This window comes from Bradyrhizobium sp. Ce-3 (assembly GCF_022835695.1).
In the GTDB taxonomy this organism is placed as follows: Bacteria; Pseudomonadota; Alphaproteobacteria; order Rhizobiales; family Xanthobacteraceae; genus Bradyrhizobium.
In genome coordinates, this window is record NZ_BQUV01000012.1 from 140,142 (window position 1) to 156,875 (window position 16,734).

The 16,734-nt window shown below is 64.3% G+C and carries 26 protein-coding genes; 23 read left to right on the forward strand and 3 right to left on the reverse strand.

The window, feature by feature from the left end:
* Positions 1-8: 8 nt before the first annotated feature.
* From rpsC to BRSPCE3_RS33210, 22 genes are all read left to right on the forward strand, one after another.
* Complete coding sequence (gene rpsC / locus BRSPCE3_RS33105; RefSeq protein ID WP_018272135.1) at positions 9-710, forward strand: 30S ribosomal protein S3; 702 nt, start codon at positions 9-11, stop codon at positions 708-710.
* 30 nt (positions 711-740) lie between these two features.
* On the forward strand, positions 741-1,154 hold the full coding sequence (gene rplP / locus BRSPCE3_RS33110; RefSeq protein ID WP_244070885.1) for a 50S ribosomal protein L16: 414 nt from the start codon (positions 741-743) through the stop codon (positions 1,152-1,154).
* Between the two features lie 5 nt (positions 1,155-1,159).
* Positions 1,160-1,366, forward strand: coding sequence for a 50S ribosomal protein L29 (gene rpmC / locus BRSPCE3_RS33115; RefSeq protein ID WP_021081654.1), 207 nt, complete (start codon positions 1,160-1,162; stop codon positions 1,364-1,366).
* A gap of 11 nt (positions 1,367-1,377) precedes the next feature.
* Complete coding sequence (rpsQ, locus tag BRSPCE3_RS33120) at positions 1,378-1,626, forward strand: 30S ribosomal protein S17 (protein ID WP_195784316.1); 249 nt, start codon at positions 1,378-1,380, stop codon at positions 1,624-1,626.
* Positions 1,627-1,701: 75 nt separating this feature from the next.
* Positions 1,702-2,070, forward strand: a complete 369-nt coding sequence (gene rplN, locus BRSPCE3_RS33125) for a 50S ribosomal protein L14 (protein WP_011473865.1) — start codon at positions 1,702-1,704, stop codon at positions 2,068-2,070.
* Positions 2,070-2,384, forward strand: a complete 315-nt coding sequence (gene rplX / locus BRSPCE3_RS33130) for a 50S ribosomal protein L24 (protein ID WP_244070887.1) — start codon at positions 2,070-2,072, stop codon at positions 2,382-2,384. The genes rplN and rplX overlap by 1 nt, the downstream gene beginning before the upstream one ends.
* Complete coding sequence (gene rplE, locus BRSPCE3_RS33135) at positions 2,377-2,934, forward strand: 50S ribosomal protein L5 (protein WP_244070889.1); 558 nt, start codon at positions 2,377-2,379, stop codon at positions 2,932-2,934. Before rplX ends, rplE begins: the two co-directional genes overlap by 8 nt.
* Positions 2,935-2,980: 46 nt before the next feature.
* Positions 2,981-3,286 (forward strand): 30S ribosomal protein S14, encoded by a 306-nt coding sequence (gene rpsN, locus BRSPCE3_RS33140; protein WP_066499431.1) that lies wholly within the window; start codon positions 2,981-2,983, stop codon positions 3,284-3,286.
* A gap of 16 nt (positions 3,287-3,302) precedes the next feature.
* Positions 3,303-3,701 carry a 30S ribosomal protein S8 gene (gene rpsH, locus BRSPCE3_RS33145; RefSeq protein WP_021081651.1) on the forward strand — a complete coding sequence of 133 codons (399 nt, stop codon included), beginning with the start codon at positions 3,303-3,305 and terminating at the stop codon, positions 3,699-3,701.
* A 14-nt stretch (positions 3,702-3,715) separates the two neighbouring features.
* Entirely contained in the window at positions 3,716-4,249 is a 534-nt protein-coding gene (gene rplF / locus BRSPCE3_RS33150) for a 50S ribosomal protein L6 (RefSeq protein ID WP_244070891.1), read from the forward strand.
* An 11-nt stretch (positions 4,250-4,260) separates the two neighbouring features.
* A complete protein-coding gene (rplR, locus tag BRSPCE3_RS33155) occupies positions 4,261-4,620 on the forward strand; it encodes a 50S ribosomal protein L18 (RefSeq protein WP_106318312.1) in 360 nt (119 codons plus the stop codon).
* A 58-nt stretch (positions 4,621-4,678) separates the two neighbouring features.
* Positions 4,679-5,254 carry a 30S ribosomal protein S5 gene (rpsE, locus tag BRSPCE3_RS33160; RefSeq protein ID WP_021081649.1) on the forward strand — a complete coding sequence of 192 codons (576 nt, stop codon included), beginning with the start codon at positions 4,679-4,681 and terminating at the stop codon, positions 5,252-5,254.
* A 34-nt stretch (positions 5,255-5,288) separates the two neighbouring features.
* Positions 5,289-5,480: a 50S ribosomal protein L30 gene (rpmD, locus tag BRSPCE3_RS33165; RefSeq protein WP_024578582.1), complete on the forward strand. Its 192-nt coding sequence runs from the start codon at positions 5,289-5,291 to the stop codon at positions 5,478-5,480.
* A 21-nt stretch (positions 5,481-5,501) separates the two neighbouring features.
* The gene (gene rplO / locus BRSPCE3_RS33170) at positions 5,502-5,987 is read left to right on the forward strand and encodes a 50S ribosomal protein L15 (protein WP_244070893.1); all 486 of its coding nucleotides are present in this window, start codon (positions 5,502-5,504) and stop codon (positions 5,985-5,987) included.
* Positions 5,988-6,132: 145 nt separating this feature from the next.
* Positions 6,133-7,467 (forward strand): preprotein translocase subunit SecY, encoded by a 1,335-nt coding sequence (gene secY, locus BRSPCE3_RS33175; RefSeq protein WP_021081647.1) that lies wholly within the window; start codon positions 6,133-6,135, stop codon positions 7,465-7,467.
* Between the two features lie 71 nt (positions 7,468-7,538).
* On the forward strand, positions 7,539-8,435 hold the full coding sequence (locus BRSPCE3_RS33180; RefSeq protein WP_244070895.1) for an adenylate kinase: 897 nt from the start codon (positions 7,539-7,541) through the stop codon (positions 8,433-8,435).
* Positions 8,436-8,626: 191 nt separating this feature from the next.
* Positions 8,627-8,995: a 30S ribosomal protein S13 gene (rpsM, locus tag BRSPCE3_RS33185; RefSeq protein ID WP_050420404.1), complete on the forward strand. Its 369-nt coding sequence runs from the start codon at positions 8,627-8,629 to the stop codon at positions 8,993-8,995.
* A gap of 114 nt (positions 8,996-9,109) precedes the next feature.
* Positions 9,110-9,499: a 30S ribosomal protein S11 gene (rpsK, locus tag BRSPCE3_RS33190; RefSeq protein ID WP_006021048.1), complete on the forward strand. Its 390-nt coding sequence runs from the start codon at positions 9,110-9,112 to the stop codon at positions 9,497-9,499.
* A gap of 118 nt (positions 9,500-9,617) precedes the next feature.
* Positions 9,618-10,649, forward strand: a complete 1,032-nt coding sequence (locus tag BRSPCE3_RS33195) for a DNA-directed RNA polymerase subunit alpha (RefSeq protein ID WP_097675082.1) — start codon at positions 9,618-9,620, stop codon at positions 10,647-10,649.
* A gap of 209 nt (positions 10,650-10,858) precedes the next feature.
* Positions 10,859-11,275, forward strand: a complete 417-nt coding sequence (gene rplQ, locus BRSPCE3_RS33200) for a 50S ribosomal protein L17 (RefSeq protein WP_244070897.1) — start codon at positions 10,859-10,861, stop codon at positions 11,273-11,275.
* Between the two features lie 193 nt (positions 11,276-11,468).
* Complete coding sequence (locus tag BRSPCE3_RS33205; protein ID WP_244070899.1) at positions 11,469-12,263, forward strand: SDR family NAD(P)-dependent oxidoreductase; 795 nt, start codon at positions 11,469-11,471, stop codon at positions 12,261-12,263.
* Between the two features lie 9 nt (positions 12,264-12,272).
* Positions 12,273-12,569 carry a DUF1330 domain-containing protein gene (locus BRSPCE3_RS33210; protein WP_244070901.1) on the forward strand — a complete coding sequence of 99 codons (297 nt, stop codon included), beginning with the start codon at positions 12,273-12,275 and terminating at the stop codon, positions 12,567-12,569.
* Between the two features lie 17 nt (positions 12,570-12,586).
* Here the strand turns inward: BRSPCE3_RS33210 and BRSPCE3_RS33215 are convergent, their stop codons facing one another.
* From BRSPCE3_RS33215 to BRSPCE3_RS33225, 3 genes are all read right to left on the reverse strand, one after another.
* Positions 12,587-13,714 (reverse strand): hypothetical protein, encoded by a 1,128-nt coding sequence (locus BRSPCE3_RS33215; protein ID WP_244070903.1) that lies wholly within the window; start codon positions 13,712-13,714, stop codon positions 12,587-12,589.
* Positions 13,715-13,735: 21 nt separating this feature from the next.
* Entirely contained in the window at positions 13,736-14,815 is a 1,080-nt protein-coding gene (locus BRSPCE3_RS33220; protein WP_244070905.1) for an ecdysteroid 22-kinase family protein, read from the reverse strand.
* 214 nt (positions 14,816-15,029) lie between these two features.
* Positions 15,030-16,043: a zinc-binding alcohol dehydrogenase family protein gene (locus BRSPCE3_RS33225; RefSeq protein WP_244070907.1), complete on the reverse strand. Its 1,014-nt coding sequence runs from the start codon at positions 16,041-16,043 to the stop codon at positions 15,030-15,032.
* A 118-nt stretch (positions 16,044-16,161) separates the two neighbouring features.
* Between BRSPCE3_RS33225 and BRSPCE3_RS33230 the strand changes: the two genes are divergently transcribed.
* Complete coding sequence (locus BRSPCE3_RS33230; protein ID WP_244070909.1) at positions 16,162-16,539, forward strand: helix-turn-helix domain-containing protein; 378 nt, start codon at positions 16,162-16,164, stop codon at positions 16,537-16,539.
* Positions 16,540-16,734 lie beyond the last annotated feature (195 nt).

Consider the following 16,734-nt stretch of genomic DNA (forward strand, 5'->3'; position numbering starts at 1 on the left):
AGAAGACGATGGGTCAAAAGATCAATCCAATCGGGCTGCGTCTCGGCATCAACCGGACCTGGGACTCCCGTTGGTTCGCCGGCAAGCAGGAATACGGCAAGCTGCTGCACGAGGACGTCAAGATCCGCGAGATCCTGCACAAGGAGCTCAAGCAGGCGGCCGTCGCCCGCATCGTGATCGAGCGTCCGCACAAGAAGTGCCGCGTGACGATCCATTCGGCCCGTCCGGGTGTCGTGATCGGCAAGAAGGGCGCCGACATCGACAAGCTGCGCAAGAAGGTTGCCGACATCACCTCGTCGGACGTCGTCATCAACATCGTCGAAATCCGCAAGCCGGAGCTCGACGCGACCCTGGTCGCTGAATCGATCGCCCAGCAGCTCGAGCGCCGCGTTGCGTTCCGCCGTGCCATGAAGCGCGCCGTGCAGTCGGCGATGCGTCTCGGCGCCGAGGGTATCCGTATCAACTGCTCGGGCCGTCTCGGCGGCGCCGAAATCGCGCGCATGGAGTGGTACCGCGAAGGTCGCGTGCCGCTGCACACGCTGCGCGCCGACGTCGACTACGGCGTTGCCACCGCGTTCACGACCTTCGGCACCTGCGGCGTCAAGGTCTGGATCTTCAAGGGCGAGATCCTCGAGCACGATCCGATGGCCCAGGACAAGAAGATGGCCGAGGGCGACAACACGCCGCGTTCGCGCCGCGACGCCGCTTGAGGCAAAGCAGGAATTTGAGGGCTTAAAGCCATGATGCAACCTAAGAAAACGAAGTTCCGGAAGGCGCATAAGGGCCGTATCCACGGCGTTGCGACCTCTGGCGCGACGTTGGCGTTTGGCCAGTTCGGCCTGAAGGCGATGGAGCCTGAGCGCGTCACCGCCCGTCAGATCGAAGCCGCCCGCCGCGCGCTGACCCGTCACATGAAGCGCGCCGGCCGCGTCTGGATCCGCGTGTTCCCGGACGTGCCGGTGTCGAAGAAGCCCGCCGAAGTCCGCATGGGCTCCGGCAAGGGCGCCCCGGAATTGTGGGTGGTCCGCGTCAAGCCGGGCCGCGTGATGTTCGAGATCGACGGCGTGCCGGTGCAGACTGCGAAGGAAGCGCTGACCCTCGCCGCCGCCAAGCTGCCGATCAAGACGCGCTTCGTTGCGCGCATTGCGGAGTAATCGCCATGGCCGAGATGAAAGTTGAAGACATTCGCGCGATGAGCGACGACCAGCGGGAAGACGCGGTCCTTAACCTGAAGAAGGAACGCTTCAACCTGCGTTTCCAGCGCGCCACCGGGCAGCTGGAGAACACCTCGCGGATGCGGGAAGCCCGCCGCGATATCGCTCGTATCAAGACCATCGCCGCGCAGTTGCGCGCGAAGAAGAAGTAAGGGGCTAGGCTATGCCGAAACGTACTCTGCAGGGCGTGGTCGTCAGCGACAAGCAAGCCAAGACCATCGTGGTGCGCGTCGATCGCCGCTTCACCCACCCGATCTACAAGAAGACGATCCGCCGTTCCAAGAACTACCACGCGCACGACGAGAGCAACGAGTTCAAGCCGGGTGACATGGTCTGGATCGAGGAATCGAAGCCGATCTCGAAGCTGAAGCGCTGGACCGTGGTCCGGGGCGAACACAAGAAAACGGCCTGATTACCTCGGCCTGGCCGAAGTCATTCAGGGAAATTTTGGGCGCGCTAAAGCGCAGAAAGAGGACGAGGTGCATCAATGATTCAGATGCAGACCAACCTCGACGTGGCCGATAATTCAGGCGCACGCCGTGTCATGTGCATCAAGGTTCTTGGAGGTTCCAAGCGCCGCTATGCCACCGTGGGCGACGTTATCGTTGTGTCGATCAAGGAAGCCATTCCGCGTGGCAAGGTGAAGAAGGGCGACGTGATGAAGGCCGTCGTGGTCCGGGTCCGCAAGGACATCCGCCGCGCCGACGGTTCGGTCATCCGTTTCGACCGCAACGCCGCCGTGCTGATCAACAATCAGTCCGAGCCGGTCGGCACCCGTATCTTCGGGCCGGTGCCGCGCGAGCTGCGCGCCAAGAACCACATGAAGATCATTTCGCTCGCCCCGGAGGTGCTGTGATGGCTGCCAAGATCCGCAAGGGCGACAAGGTGATGGTGCTCACCGGGCGCGACAAGGGTCGCACCGGCGAGGTGTTCGAGGTGCGTCCGGACGAGAACAAGGCTCTCGTTCGCGGCATCAACATGGTGAAGCGTCACCAGAAGCAGACCCAGAACCAGGAAGGCGGCATCATCTCCAAGGAGATGCCGATCGACCTTTCGAACGTCGCGTATGTCGGCAAGGACGGAAAGCCGACCCGCATCGGGTTCAAGATTCAGGCCGATGGCAAGAAGGTTCGTGTTGCCAAGAGCTCGGGAGCAGAGATCGATGGCTGATACCGCTTACATTCCGCGCCTGCGCACGGAGTACGACAAGAAGATCCGCGGCATGATGACCGAGAAGTTCGGTTATGCCAACGTGATGCAGGTGCCGCGCCTCGACAAGGTCGTGCTCAACATGGGCGTGGGCGATTCCGTCAACGACCGCAAGAAGGCCGAGACCGCCGCCGCCGAGCTGAGCCAGATCGCCGGCCAGAAGGCGATCGTGACCTATTCGCGGATCGCGATCGCGACCTTCAAGCTGCGCGAGAACCAGCCGATCGGCTGCAAGGTCACGCTGCGCAAGACCCATATGTACGAGTTCATCGACCGCCTGGTGAACGTGGCGCTGCCCCGCGTCCGCGACTTCCGCGGCCTGAACCCGAAGAGCTTCGACGGCCGCGGCAACTATTCGCTCGGCATCAAAGAGCACATCATTTTCCCCGAGATCGACTTCGACAAGGTCTCGGAAGCGCGTGGCATGGACATCACGGTCTGCACCACCGCCAAGACCGACGACGAGGCGCGTGCCTTGTTGACCGCTTTCAATTTCCCGTTCCGGCAGTGAGTAGCTGAGCCAAAGCCACTCAAACGCGGATACCCAGGAGCCAAGCATGGCAAAGAAGAGTTCAGTCGAGAAGAACAACCGGCGCAAGCGGATGGCGAAGAACGCCGCTCCGCAGCGTGAGAAGCTGAAGGCGATCATCGCCGACAAGACCAAGCCGATGGAAGAGCGCTTCGCGGCGACGCTGAAGCTCGCCGAGATGCCGCGCAACTCGTCGCCGACGCGCATCCGCAACCGTTGCGAGCTGACCGGGCGTCCGCGCTCGAACTATCGCAAGAACAAGCTCTCGCGCATCGCGCTGCGTGAACTCGGCTCCAAGGGCCTGGTTCCCGGCCTCGTGAAGTCGAGCTGGTAAGGGGAGGGTCGGAACAATGTCTACGCACGATCCGATCAGCGATCTCATCACCCGCATCCGCAACGCGCAGATGCGTTCGAAGTCCAAGGTCTCGAGCCCCGGCTCGAAGATGCGCGCCAACGTGCTCGAAGTGCTGAAGTCCGAGGGTTACATCCGCGGCTACGCCAGCGTCGAGCATGCCTCGGGCCGCAGCGAGCTCGAGATCGAGCTGAAGTATTTCGATGGCGAGCCGGTCATCCGCGAGATCGAGCGGGTGTCGAAGCCGGGCCGCCGCGTTTACGCCTCGGTGAAGAACCTGCCGCGCGTGAACAACGGTCTCGGCATTTCGGTGTTGTCGACGCCGAAGGGAATCATGGCTGACCACGAGGCGCGCGACGCCAACGTGGGCGGCGAAGTTCTCTTCACGGTGTTCTGAGGAAGGATTTTACGATGTCACGTATCGGCAAAAGGCCGGTGGCGATCCCGTCGGGTGTGACGGCGACCGTCGAGGGCCAGACCGTCAAGGTGAAGGGGCCGAAGGGCCAGCTTCAGTTCGTCGTGCACGACGACGTCGAGGTGAAGTTCGAGAACGGCCAGGTCAAGGTCGCGCCGCGCGTCAAGACCAACCGCGCGCAGGCGATGTACGGCACCGCGCGCGCGCAGGTCGCCAACCTCGTCGAGGGCGTCACCAAGGGCTTCGAGAAGAAGCTCGAGATCACCGGCGTCGGCTACCGCGCCGCGATGCAGGGCAAGAACCTGCAGCTCGCGCTCGGCTACAGCCACGACGTGGTCTATGCGATCCCGGAAGGCATCACCATCGCGGTGCCGAAGCCGACCGAGATCATGATCACTGGCAACGATCCGCAGCGCGTCGGCCAGGTCGCCGCCGAGATCCGCGCCTACCGTCCGCCGGAGCCCTACAAGGGCAAGGGCGTGAAGTACGCCAACGAATTCATCTTCCGCAAGGAAGGCAAGAAGAAGTAACGGAGCCGGTCATGTCACTCAAGGTTACGAATGCCCGGCGCAAGCAGCGCGTGCGCCTTGCGCTTCGCCGCTCGGCAGGCGGCCGTCCGCGGCTGTCGGTGTTCCGCTCGTCCAAGCACATCTACGCCCAGGTCATCGACGACCAGAAGGGCGAGACGCTCGCCTCCGCCTCGTCGCTGGAGAAGACCCTGCGCGACGCTGGCAAGACCGGCGCCGACATCGATGCGGCGAAGGCCGTCGGCAAGCTGCTGGCGGAGCGCGCGGCGCAGAAGGGTGTCAAGGAAGTCGTGTTCGATCGCGGCGCCTACATCTATCACGGGCGCGTCAAGGCGCTCGCGGATGCGGCGCGCGAAGGCGGATTGAGCTTCTAAACGAATCGATCGATTACAAGGAAAGAGGCGTAAGGCCTCCTAGAGATTGGAAAACACCATGGCAGGTGAACGCGAACGCGGCGGACGCGAACGGAGCAGGGAGCGCGAGGAGCGCGACAGCGAGTTCGTCGACAAGCTCGTCCACATCAATCGCGTGGCGAAGGTCGTCAAGGGCGGCAAGCGCTTCGGCTTCGCGGCGCTGGTCGTGATCGGCGATCAGAAGGGCCGGGTCGGGTTCGGCCACGGCAAGGCGCGCGAAGTTCCGGAAGCGATCCGCAAGGCGACCGAGTCGGCGAAGCGCAATTTGACGCGCGTTGCCCTTCGCGAAGGCCGCACGCTGCATCACGACGTCGCCGGTCGTCACGGTGCCGGCCGCGTCTATCTGCGTACCGCTCCGGCGGGTACCGGCATCATCGCCGGCGGCCCGATGCGCGCGGTGTTCGAGACGCTCGGCATCCAGGACGTGGTGGCGAAGTCGATCGGCTCGTCGAATCCCTACAACATGGTTCGCGCGACTTTCGACGCGCTGAAGCATCAGGATTCGCCGCGCTCGGTGGCTGCGCGCCGCAACATCAAGGTCTCCACCCTGCAGTCGCGCCGCGTCGGCGGCGACGCCGAAGTGGTGGCGGAATAACCCGCGCGACCAGCGCTTTCTGGAGTTCAAGACGATGGCCAAGGCCAGCAAGACGATCAAGGTCGAGCAGACCGGCAGCGCAATCCGCCGCCATCACTCGCAGCGTTCGACGCTGATCGGCCTCAAGCTCAACAAGATCGGCCGGGTTGCCGAGCTGCAGGACACCCCTGAAGTTCGCGGCATGATCAGCAAGGTTCAGCATCTCGTCCGCGTCGTCGGCGAGTAAGCAGAGATAAGGAGAAGGGCGATGAAGCTCAGCGATATCGCCGACAACGCCGGCTCGCGCAAGAAGCGCATGCGTGTCGGCCGTGGCATCGGTTCCGGCAAGGGCAAGACCTCGGGCCGCGGCGGCAAGGGCCAGACCGCGCGTTCGGGCGTCCGCATCAAGGGTTTCGAAGGCGGCCAGATGCCGATGCATCGCCGTCTGCCGAAGCGCGGCTTCAACAACATCTTCCGGCTCGACTTCGCCGAGATCAATCTCGACCGTCTGCAGGAAGCGATCGACAACAAGCTGGTCGATGCCGGCGCGACGGTGAACGCCGAGTCGCTCGTGAAGGCCGGCGTGCTGCGCCGCGCCAAGGACGGCCTGCGGCTGCTCGGCCGTGGCGAGATCAAGACCAAGCTGACCATCGAGGTGCACGGCGCCTCCAAGTCGGCCATTGCCGCGGTCGAGAAGGCCGGCGGCTCGGTCAAGATCCTGGCGCCCGCCAAGGACGAAGGCGAGGCGGCGTAACATCTGCGTCATTGCCCGCTTCCTGCGCGGGCAATCCGCAGATCGAATGATGGACTTATCGAGGCCGAGCACCAGATAATGTCCGGCGTCTGCCGGCTGCCCAGAGGGGGCACCGGCGAAGGGGCTCCGGGAAGAAAGCCGAACCATGGTCTCAGCAGCCGAACAACTTGCCGCCAACCTCAATTTCGGACAGCTGGCGAAAGCCGACGAGCTGAAGAAGCGCATCTGGTTCACCCTGGGTGCGCTGCTTGTTTATCGGCTCGGCACCTACATCCCGCTGCCGGGCATCGACCCCAACATCTGGGAGCAGGTGTTCCGCAGCCAGTCCGGCGGCATCCTCGGCATGTTCAACATGTTCGCCGGCGGCGGCATCCACCGTATGGCGATCTTCGCGCTCAACATCATGCCGTACATCTCGGCATCGATCATCGTGCAGCTGTTGACCACCGTGTCGCCGCAGCTCGAGGCGCTGAAGAAGGAAGGCGAGGCGGGCCGCAAGACGCTGAACCAGTACACCCGCTATTTGACGGTGATCCTGGCGCTGTTCCAGTCCTACGGCATCGCGATCGGCCTCGAGGGTGCCGGCAACGTCGTCAGCGACCCCGGCATGTTCTTCCGGATATCGACCGCGATCACGCTGACCGGCGGCACCATGTTCCTGATGTGGCTCGGCGAGCAGATCACCTCCCGCGGCATCGGCAACGGTATCTCGCTGATCATCCTGTCCGGCATCGTCGCCGAACTACCGTCGGCGCTTGCCAACATGCTGGAACTCGGCCGCCAGGGCGCGATGTCGACCGGCCTGATCCTGATCGTCATCGTGATGGCGGTCGCCGTGATCGCCTTCATCGTGTTCATGGAGCGGGCGCAGCGCCGGCTGCTGATCCAGTATCCGAAGCGCCAGGTCGGCAACAAGATGTTCGAGGGCCAGTCCTCGCATCTGCCGCTCAAGCTCAACACCTCGGGCGTGATTCCGCCGATCTTCGCCTCGTCGCTGCTGCTGCTGCCGACCACGGTTGCGAACTTCAATGCCGGCAAGGGGCCGGAGTGGTTCCAGTGGCTCACCACCCAGCTCAGCCACGGCCGTCCGCTGTTCCTGCTGATGTATCTGGCGCTGATCGTGTTCTTCGCCTTCTTCTACACCGCGATCGTGTTCAACCCGACCGAGACCGCGGACAATCTGAAGAAGCACGGCGGCTTCATCCCGGGCATCCGCCCCGGTGAGCGCACGGCGGAATATATCGACTACGTGCTGTCGCGCATCACGGTGCTCGGCGCGATCTACCTCGCGATCGTCTGCCTGATTCCTGAAATTCTGATTTCCTACGCATCGGTCCCGTTCTACTTTGGTGGCACTTCGCTCCTGATCGTCGTCAGCGTGACGATGGATACGGTGTCGCAGGTGCAGGGCTATCTGCTCGCTCATCAGTATGAAGGGCTGATCAGGAAGTCGAAGCTCAGGGGAGGCCGCCGCCGCTGATCGCGGCGCGGCGCCGAACTCAAAACACAGGTGTGCGGAATTCGCCCACCTAGCCGGGGGGCGAAACAGATATGAGATTGATCCTTTTGGGGCCGCCGGGCTCGGGCAAGGGAACCCAGGCGCAGCGGCTGGTGCACCGGCACGGCATCGTTCAGCTCTCGACCGGCGAGATGCTGCGTGCCGCGGTTGCCGCGGGCACCCCGGTCGGTCTGCAGGCCAAGGAGATCATGGCCAATGGCGGCCTGGTTCCCGACGAGGTCGTGGTGGGAATCATCGCCGACCGAATCGAGGAGCCCGATGCCAAGAAGGGCTTCATTCTCGACGGCTTCCCGCGCACCGTCCCGCAGGCCGAGGCGCTGGACGAGCTGCTCCGGAAGAAGCACCTCAAGCTCGATGCCGTCGTCGAGCTGCGCGTCAACGAGAGCGCGCTGCTCGCCCGCGTCGAGAAGCGTGCCGAGGAAACCCGCGCGCGCGGCGAGGACGTCCGCCTCGACGACACGCCGGAAGTGCTGACCAAGCGGCTGGCGCAGTACCGTTCGCTGACGGAACCGCTGATTCACTATTATTCGGAGCGGCGCAAGCTTTTGACGGTCGATGGCATGATGACCATCGAGCACGTCACCCGCGAGATCAACCGGATCCTGACCGCGCTCGGCGCGCTGGAACCGAAGGAACATGAGGATCAGGCGCCCAAGTCGGCCCGGAAGGCCGCCAAGGGGACCAGGAAGACCAGCAAGAAGCCCGCCAACAAGGCAGCCAAATCGGCTAAAAAGGCCGCCAAACCGGCCCGGAAGGCCGCCAAGGGGGCTGCCAAGCCGGCTTCCAAGGCCAAGTCAGCCGCAAAAGCCGCGAAGAAGCCGGCCAAAAGGGCTGCGAAGACCACCGTCCGCTCCTCGAATGCCCGCAAGGGGGCAAAAGCCGCCAAAAAGGCAGCAAAAAAGCTCACGAAAAAGCGAGCTAAACGCTAGGAGCGGTTGACGAAACCGACATGAATCCTTTAATAAGCCCCGCATCCAAGTTGGATAGTTTTATGACGATGCCGGGCCCCGAAGGACATGAGGGGAAGGGCGTCGTGTTCGCGTTTGTGGACACAAGCCCGCAGAGAGCAAGAACTTGAGAAGCCCGTATCCGTGATGGAGCGGCGACAGGAGAGAAGTCCGTGGCCCGTATTGCCGGCGTCAACATTCCTACCAACAAGCGCGTCCTGATCGCGCTTCAGTACATCCATGGTATCGGCCAGAAGAACGCGGCCGACATCATCGAGAAGGTCAAGATCCCGGTGGACCGTCGCGTCAATCAGTTGACCGACCAGGAGGTCCTCCAGATCCGTGAAGTCATCGACCGCGACTATCTGGTCGAGGGCGACCTCCGTCGCGAGGTCGGCATCAACATCAAGCGGCTGATGGACCTCGGCTGCTATCGCGGCCTGCGTCATCGCCGCGGCCTGCCGGTGCGCGGCCAGCGCACCCACACCAATGCGCGCACGCGCAAGGGGCCGGCCAAGGCGATCGCCGGCAAGAAGAAGTAAGTTTTGCGAATTGCAGGTGGGGGGTAGCGAATGGAAATTCGCTACTCGCCATTTGCGTTTTGAGGTGTAGCCGCTGGCACTACGGCGGCGTTGAGATCACAGGAAAGGTTTGAAATGGGCAAGGAAGCCACCCGCGTACGCCGCCGCGAACGCAAGAACATCGCCTCCGGCATCGCGCACGTGAATTCGTCGTTCAACAACACGACCATCACCATCACCGACGCGCAGGGCAACACCATCGCCTGGTCGTCGGCCGGCACGATGGGCTTCAAGGGCTCGCGCAAGTCGACCCCCTATGCCGCGCAGGTCGCGGCCGAAGACGTCTCCAAGAAGGCGCAGGAACACGGCATGCGCACGCTGGAGGTTGAAGTGGCCGGCCCGGGTTCGGGCCGTGAGTCGGCGCTGCGTGCGCTGCAGGCTGCGGGCTTCACCGTCACCTCGATCCGCGACGTGACCACGATCCCGCATAATGGCTGCCGTCCGCGCAAGCGTCGGCGCGTTTGATCTGTAAGTCGCGGGCGGCCGCTGGCCGCCCTGCGATGGTTTTTGGAATTGACCGCGCGGACTGTTCCGCGATCTCCAACGCCAGGTTCGGCCATTCGACGGGCCCTGCGACTGGCACATGGGTGAACAAGTGACGATCCAGAAAAATTGGCAAGAACTCATTCGACCGAACAAGCTGCAGGTGACGCCGGGCTCGGACGCGAGCCGGTTCGCCACCGTGGTCGCCGAGCCGCTCGAGCGTGGCTTCGGCCAGACGCTCGGCAACGCGCTGCGCCGCATCCTGCTGTCGTCGCTGCAAGGTGCAGCGGTGCAGTCGGTGCACATCGACGGCGTGCTGCACGAGTTCTCCTCGATCGCCGGTGTCCGTGAAGACGTCACCGACATGGTCCTCAACATCAAGGACATCTCGATCAAGATGCAGGGCGAAGGCCCGAAGCGCATGGTCGTGAAGAAGCAGGGCCCGGGCGCCGTCACCGCCGGCGACATCCAGACCGTCGGCGACGTCACCGTGCTCAACCCCGACCTGCAGCTCTGCACGCTGGACGACGGCGCCGAGATCCGCATGGAATTCACGGTGACCACCGGCAAGGGCTACGTTGCCGCCGAGCGCAACCGTCCCGAAGATGCGCCGATCGGCCTGATCCCGGTCGACAGCCTGTTCTCGCCGGTCCGCAAGGTCTCCTACAAGGTCGAGAATACCCGTGAGGGCCAGATCCTCGACTACGACAAGCTGACCATGACGATCGAGACCAACGGCGCGATCACGCCGGAGGACGCGGTGGCCTACGCTGCGCGCATCCTGCAGGATCAGCTCAACGTGTTCGTCAACTTCGAAGAGCCGCGCAAGGAAGTCACGCAGGAGATCATCCCCGATCTCGCGTTCAACCCGGCGTTCCTCAAGAAGGTCGACGAGCTCGAGCTGTCGGTGCGTTCGGCAAACTGCCTGAAGAACGACAACATCGTCTACATCGGCGACCTCGTGCAGAAGTCGGAAGCGGAAATGCTCCGCACCCCGAACTTCGGCCGCAAGTCGCTGAACGAGATCAAGGAAGTGCTGGCCCAGATGGGTCTGCACCTCGGCATGGAAGTGCCGGGCTGGCCGCCGGAGAACATCGACGAGCTCGCCAAGCGCTTCGAGGATCACTACTGATCCGTTTTCACCGTCGTGGCCGGAGAATCTCCGGCCACGATTTTTTACGGCACGATCCCGGAAAAGTGCGCAGCGGTTTTCCGAAGAGGATCATGCCCAGACCAAGTAGCTAAAGCGCGACCTCGCGGCTTTTGCGGGCGAACGCAGGATGCCCACCTGCAAAACTTGTCGCTGAACCACCGCGGCAGAATTGAAGAAGGAATGAGTCAATGCGTCACGGCAAGGTTCATCGGAAGCTCAACCGCACCGCCGAGCACCGGCGTGCGATGTTCGCCAACATGGCGGCCGCGCTGATCAAGCACGAGCAGATCGTCACCACGCTGCCGAAGGCCAAGGAGCTGCGGCCGATCGTCGAGAAGCTCGTCACCCTCGGCAAGAAGGGCGGTCTGTCGCTGCGCCGCCAGGCGATCTCCGAGCTGCGCGACCTCGACCAGGTCAAGAAGCTGTTCGACACGCTGGCGACCCGCTACAAGGACCGCCAGGGCGGCTACACCCGCATCATCAAGGCCGGCTTCCGCTACGGCGACAACGCGGCGATGGCCGTGATCGAGTTCGTCGACCGCGACGTCGACGCCAAGGGCCAGGATTCCGGTCCGACCCAGGACAAGGAAGCCGAGGCGGCGTAAGCCGCTCTTGAGCGAGAGTTTTGAGAACGGCGCCTTCGGGCGCCGTTTTTGTTTGGTGCCCACGCTCCATCCGCGTCGTCCTGGCTTTCGCCAGGACGACGGGGGGTGTTCTACTTCCTCACGCATCGGTGAGACACAATTGCAGTGCATGATGCCGCGCCCGATATCCCATCGACATCAATGGAGATGACAGATGAAGATCGACCTTTCCGGAAAGACAGCGCTGGTGACCGGCTCGACCGCGGGCATCGGCAACGCCATTGCCAAGGGGCTGGCAGGAACCGGCGCCGAAGTCGTCGTCAACGGCCGCGGTCAGGCCAAGGTCGATGCGGCGGTTGCCGCGATCACCAAGGCGGTGCCGGGCGCGAAAGTCCGCGGCATCGCCGCCGACGTCTCGACCGCGGCCGGTTGCAAGGCGCTGCTGGCGGCGCTGCCTGAGGTCGACATCCTCGTCAACAACGCCGGCATCTTCGAGCCGAAGGGCTTCTTCGACATTCCGGACGAGGACTGGAGCCGCTTCTACGAGGTCAATGTGATGTCGGGCGTGCGGCTGTCGCGCGGCTACATGCAGGGCATGCTGAAGCGCAACTGGGGCCGCATTGTCTTCATCTCCTCGGAATCCGGCCTCAACATCCCGACCGAGATGATCCAGTACGGCATGACCAAGACCGCGCAGCTCGCGATCTCGCGCGGGCTCGCGGAGCTGACCAAGGGCACCGCAGTCACCGTCAACTCCGTGCTGCCCGGACCGACCATGTCCGAGGGCGTCGAAACCTTCGTCAAGGATCTCGCCAGGCAGAACGGCCAGTCGGTCGAGGAGGCGGCCTCCAACTTCGTCAAGCAGCACCGGCCGACCTCGCTGTTGCAGCGCTTTGCCAGCACCGAGGAGATCGCCAACCTCGTGGTCTATGTCTGCTCGAAGCAGGCCTCCGCGACCAACGGCGCCGCGCTGCGCGCCGAGGGCGGCATCGTCAACACCATTGCCTGAGGTGCGGCGATGTCCGCCTATGTGATTTCCGAGGTCGACGTGAAGGATGCCGCGGGTTTCGAGGCCTATCGCACGATCGCCGCCAAGGCGATCGCGCAGTATGGCGGGCGTTATCTGGTACGCGGCGGGGCCGCTGAACTGGTCGAAGGCGGACCGCCGCCGAAGAACATCATCGTCGTCGAGTTTCCTTCAATGTCGCGTCTGCGCGAATGGTACGGGTCGCCGGAATATGCCGAGGCGCTCAAGCATCGGCGGACGGCGCTCGACCGGCGGCTGATGTTTGTGGAAGGCGTGCCGCCGAGCTAACCCTCGGCTAATCTTGGCTATCCCTTGGCGCCGTCGAGGAACTCGCTGAAGCCGGCCGGGCGGTAGGGGCCGAAGCAGATCTGCTCCAGCACGCCGATTCCGGTCCTGTCGCCCTGACGGGCGCGCACCACCTGTTGCACGTGCACGTTCTCGCGCGCCAGCGGGTCGAGCGTCAGGGGATCGAACGACTCGCCGCTGATCTCGAGTTCGCCCTTCCACATGCCCTGGCCCCATTGCGGATGGCCATAGCCGAGACCCTTCATCTGGAATTTCAGGATCGGGTCGAGCGCGATGGTCGCGGTGTGGCCGTCGAGATCGACCAGGTCGATCTCGGCCGAGCGCGCCAGCCGCGTGTTCGGCACATAGCTGACGCGATGGCGCGCGGTCGCCATGCGGCGGTCGAGCCCGTCGACGACGCCCGGGATCTCGGCTTCGCTGCGGTAGAGCGGCGCGGTGATGCCTTCGCGGACCAGCGCCTCGCCCTGCGGCCCGTCGAAGAAGATGGCGTGCGAGATGTGGTCGTCCCAGACCAGCGGCGCCCACAGGAAGAACACGCTCGGCGGCGGCATCGGCGCGCCGCCGACGTCGCGCTCGCCGACATTGCGCACGCCCCAGGAGCGATCCTTGGTGCCGTAGCAGGCGTGATCGTCGACCTTGATCTCGCCATCGGGGTGACGCACGACGCCGTGCCAGCGGCCGAACTGGTCGAACCGGGTTGCATCCATCGCGCGGCGGTCGCCCGACCACAGCGTCTGCCGCGCCTCCTGGATCGCGGCGGTCCGCGCCGAGAAGGTGAGGTCGCAGGAAAGCCCCGCTGCATTGTCGTCGAGCACGACGCGGGTCCGCAGCATCGGTTCGATGACCTCGAGCCTGAACGGGCCGACCTGCATCTCGGTGCGCTCGAGCGGCGCCCGCCGTGAGCCGTAGAAGCAATGCTGCCGTCCGCCGCGCTCCACCACGCTGAAGGCGCAATCGAGGATCCTGCGGTGCGGGTAGATCGCAATCCCGATGCCGAAATAACACGCGCCGTCGGCGGTGTAGCCGTTGAACCAGGTCCGGTCGTAGACGTTGCGGTCGCTGGTTGCGGGAACCGCGATCGGCTCCGGCGTCTGGTGGATCGGGAAGTCGTCCAGTTTGTTGAGCACGCCGCTTCCTTTCGATAGTCCTCATTCCCGCCAGTATGAGAAACTGTCGTGGTCCAGCGCTTGCGCGCAGGCGCCGCGGGTCATTTTCAGGAACAGCGCGTCGCCGCGCTCGGAGCGCTGCACGCTGAGCGCCGAGACCACGCCCATCATGATGCCGTGCAGCGTGTAGCGCCGGTAATCCCGCCAGCAATCATCCCAGCCATAGTCCCGCACCCCGCGCCGGATCAGCTCTGAATGATAGAACCGCACCAAATCGCCTTCATGAAGCCGCCGTTCGGACGGATCGATCCCGGCTGACAGGAAATAGGCCACATCGACGATGCCAGGCCCGACCGTCAGCGTCTGCCAGTCCAGCGTCGCCATCGGATGCGTGTTGCCGCGCACCTCGAACAGCATGTTGTCGAGCCGGAAGTCTGCATGCTGCAGCGTTCGCGGCGCGGACCGATCGGACTGGTAGCGCGGGATCGCGTCCGGAAGCCGGTCGATCAGATCAAGGAATTCCGGCTCGATCACGCCGTGATAGCGCTCCTTGTAGTGACCGATGATGCCGGGCAGCACCGCGCGAAGGTCTCTGCGCCGGCTGGCGGCAACCGTGAAGCAATGCACGGCGTCGAGCGTCGGATCGTTCCATCGCGGCGCATGCAGCGCGGCGGCCTCACGCATCGCGGTCAGGCAGTCGCTGATCGCGCAGCCGGCGAGCTGGTCGCCCGGGCGTGCCGGCGCCAGGTCTTCTAGGATCAGTGTGAAGTCGTCGGTTGCCGGATCGATCTCGGCGAGGATCGGCCGCGGGGTGTGAATCGCGACGGTCGCCGCCAGCTCGCGATAGAATGCGACCTCGCGGACATAAAGCGTATGCGCGGAACCGGAACGGCGGCTGTCGGGATCCGCGGCCGGGAATTTGCCGACGACGCTCGCGGGCGCGTTCGGCTCGTCGCCGTCATAAGTCAGGTGAAATCGATAGCTGTCGCCGACCAGGCCATTGCCGACCGGCTTGCAGACGAGATCGACGACCCCGGCCTGGTCGATCACACCGGCCGCGCGCAGCGCCCGCGTCATCCACTCCGGATCGATCCGCGACGGATCGGCCGTGAGCAAATTCATCGGTTTCCTCCCATCCCCTTTGCAGCCCCTTGGGGCGTCACCACCGCTCCGCCGCGACTTGCGCGGCTGGATTGAGGGCGGGGTGATCGTTGCGCAAATCATACAGGCGATGCCGCGGCTTTGGCAAAGCCGCGCATCGGCCTGTGGGGATATCTTGGGAAGTGCGCAGGGCGAGTTGCGCTGGCGCTTGCCCTGCGTATTCGTTCAGATCGTCCTACCAGCCTTCCAGCACGATCTTGCCGCGCGACTTGCCGCTCTCCAGCAGCGCGTGGGCACGCTTGAGGTTGGCGGCGTTGATGGTGCCGAAGGTCTGGTCGAGCGTGGTGCGCAGCACGCCCTTGTCGATCAGGTCGGCGACATCGTTGAGCAGGTGATGCTGCGCGATCATGTCGGGCGTCTGGAACGACGAGCGCGTGAACATCGATTCCCAGTGCACCGACACCGCCTTGCCCTTGAAGGCGGCGACGTTGAATTCGGCGGGATCGTCGATCAGGCCGAACTTGCCCTGCGGCGCGATGAAGTCGGCGATCGACTTGTAGTGCTGGTCGGTGAAGGTGAGGCTGGCGACGAGGCCGACCGGGGGCAGCTTCAACTTCTCGATCTGCTCCTTCATCGGCTGCGAGTGATCGATCACCGCATGCGCGCCGAGATCGCGGCACCACTTTTGCGATTCCGGCCGCGTCGCGGTGGCGACGATCGTCAGGCCGGTGAGGCGACGCGCCAACTGGATCAGGATCGAGCCGACGCCGCCGGCGCCGCCGGTGATCAGCAGCGTGCGCGGATCGAGGCTCTTGCCCGGCACCGCGCCGAGCCGGTCGAACAGCAATTCCCAGGCGGTGATCGAGGTCAGGGGCAGGGCGGCGGCCTGCGCGAAGGTCAGCGAGGCCGGCTTGTTGCCGACGATGCGCTCATCGACCAGATGAAATTCCGAATTGGTGCCCTGGCGCAGGATCGAGCCCGCGTAGAACACCTCGTCGCCGGGCTTGAACAGCGAGACGTCGGGCCCGACCGCGTCGACCACGCCGGCCGCGTCGAAGCCGAGGATCTTGTAGCCGCCGTCGGTCGGCGCGGCGCGCTTGCGCACCTTGTAGTCGACCGGGTTGGCCGAGATGGCCTTCACCGCGACCCTGATGTCGCGCCCCTTCGGCTCGGGCGTGGCGATCTCGAAATCGACGAGCGAATCCGCCGCCTCGATCGGCAGCGATTTTTGGTATCCGACGGCCTTCATGCCTGGTCTCCGTGGTGGGCGGTTGCCTGCCGTGTTACCTGTCGCGCTGGCGTCCTTTTGGCAAGTACTGTAATTTCGGGGAACTAGTCCCTGTTTGTATACTATTGGGAAATATCCGATGAAACGGAAGAATTTCGCCCGCCGGCCGGGCTGCGCGGTCGAGGCGGCGCTCGACCTGATCGACGGCAAATGGAAGGGCGTGATCCTCTATCACCTGCAGGCCGGCACCCAGCGTTTCGGCGAGTTGCGGCGGCGGATGCCCGGCATCACCCAGCGCATGCTGACCAAGCAGCTGCGGGCGCTCGAGGACGACGGCCTCGTGACCCGCAAGGTCTACGCCGAGGTGCCGCCGCGGGTCGAATACACGCTCTCCGAACTCGGCGAGAGCCTGCGCCCGGTGATCGATATTCTGAAAGCCTGGGGCGAGGGCCACCAGGAGCGGCTGTCCTGCGCGCCCGCGCCGGAAGCCGTCGTGAAGAAGAAGCGCGCGGCCTAAAGCGAACCGAGCGGCGGGCTCTGCTTCACCTCTCCCCGTAAGAACGGGGCGAGGGAGCGCGGTGCGGTCGTGGTCGCCATTCGGCCGATCCCATCACGCGCAGAGGCATATCGAGCGAAGTGGGTGCCGTTCGCGTGACGACGCCGCCTCTGGCAAACGCACAATGAAAACGGCCGGAGCGATGCCCCGGCCGTC

Bases quoted from the DNA above. Each gene is read 5' to 3' on its own strand.
- BRSPCE3_RS33210 (WP_244070901.1), top strand. From the start codon at position 12,273: ATGTCCGCCTATGTGATTTCCGAGGTCGACGTGAAGGATGCCGCGGGT.
- BRSPCE3_RS33205 (WP_244070899.1), top strand. From the start codon at position 11,469: ATGAAGATCGACCTTTCCGGAAAGACAGCGCTGGTGACCGGCTCGACC.
- rpsH (WP_021081651.1), top strand. From the start codon at position 3,303: ATGTCTACGCACGATCCGATCAGCGATCTCATCACCCGCATCCGCAAC.
- rpsK (WP_006021048.1), top strand. From the start codon at position 9,110: ATGGGCAAGGAAGCCACCCGCGTACGCCGCCGCGAACGCAAGAACATC.
- rpsN (WP_066499431.1), top strand. From the start codon at position 2,981: ATGGCAAAGAAGAGTTCAGTCGAGAAGAACAACCGGCGCAAGCGGATG.
- BRSPCE3_RS33195 (WP_097675082.1), top strand. From the start codon at position 9,618: ATGGGTGAACAAGTGACGATCCAGAAAAATTGGCAAGAACTCATTCGA.
- rplQ (WP_244070897.1), top strand. From the start codon at position 10,859: ATGCGTCACGGCAAGGTTCATCGGAAGCTCAACCGCACCGCCGAGCAC.
- secY (WP_021081647.1), top strand. From the start codon at position 6,133: ATGGTCTCAGCAGCCGAACAACTTGCCGCCAACCTCAATTTCGGACAG.
- rplE (WP_244070889.1), top strand. From the start codon at position 2,377: ATGGCTGATACCGCTTACATTCCGCGCCTGCGCACGGAGTACGACAAG.
- rpsQ (WP_195784316.1), top strand. From the start codon at position 1,378: ATGCCGAAACGTACTCTGCAGGGCGTGGTCGTCAGCGACAAGCAAGCC.
- rplP (WP_244070885.1), top strand. From the start codon at position 741: ATGATGCAACCTAAGAAAACGAAGTTCCGGAAGGCGCATAAGGGCCGT.
- rpsE (WP_021081649.1), top strand. From the start codon at position 4,679: ATGGCAGGTGAACGCGAACGCGGCGGACGCGAACGGAGCAGGGAGCGC.
- rplO (WP_244070893.1), top strand. From the start codon at position 5,502: ATGAAGCTCAGCGATATCGCCGACAACGCCGGCTCGCGCAAGAAGCGC.
- rplN (WP_011473865.1), top strand. From the start codon at position 1,702: ATGATTCAGATGCAGACCAACCTCGACGTGGCCGATAATTCAGGCGCA.
- rpmD (WP_024578582.1), top strand. From the start codon at position 5,289: ATGGCCAAGGCCAGCAAGACGATCAAGGTCGAGCAGACCGGCAGCGCA.
- BRSPCE3_RS33180 (WP_244070895.1), top strand. From the start codon at position 7,539: ATGAGATTGATCCTTTTGGGGCCGCCGGGCTCGGGCAAGGGAACCCAG.
- rplF (WP_244070891.1), top strand. From the start codon at position 3,716: ATGTCACGTATCGGCAAAAGGCCGGTGGCGATCCCGTCGGGTGTGACG.
- rpmC (WP_021081654.1), top strand. From the start codon at position 1,160: ATGGCCGAGATGAAAGTTGAAGACATTCGCGCGATGAGCGACGACCAG.
- BRSPCE3_RS33225 (WP_244070907.1), bottom strand. From the start codon at position 16,043: ATGAAGGCCGTCGGATACCAAAAATCGCTGCCGATCGAGGCGGCGGAT.
- rplX (WP_244070887.1), top strand. From the start codon at position 2,070: ATGGCTGCCAAGATCCGCAAGGGCGACAAGGTGATGGTGCTCACCGGG.
- BRSPCE3_RS33230 (WP_244070909.1), top strand. From the start codon at position 16,162: ATGAAACGGAAGAATTTCGCCCGCCGGCCGGGCTGCGCGGTCGAGGCG.
- BRSPCE3_RS33220 (WP_244070905.1), bottom strand. From the start codon at position 14,815: ATGAATTTGCTCACGGCCGATCCGTCGCGGATCGATCCGGAGTGGATG.
- rplR (WP_106318312.1), top strand. From the start codon at position 4,261: ATGTCACTCAAGGTTACGAATGCCCGGCGCAAGCAGCGCGTGCGCCTT.
- rpsC (WP_018272135.1), top strand. From the start codon at position 9: ATGGGTCAAAAGATCAATCCAATCGGGCTGCGTCTCGGCATCAACCGG.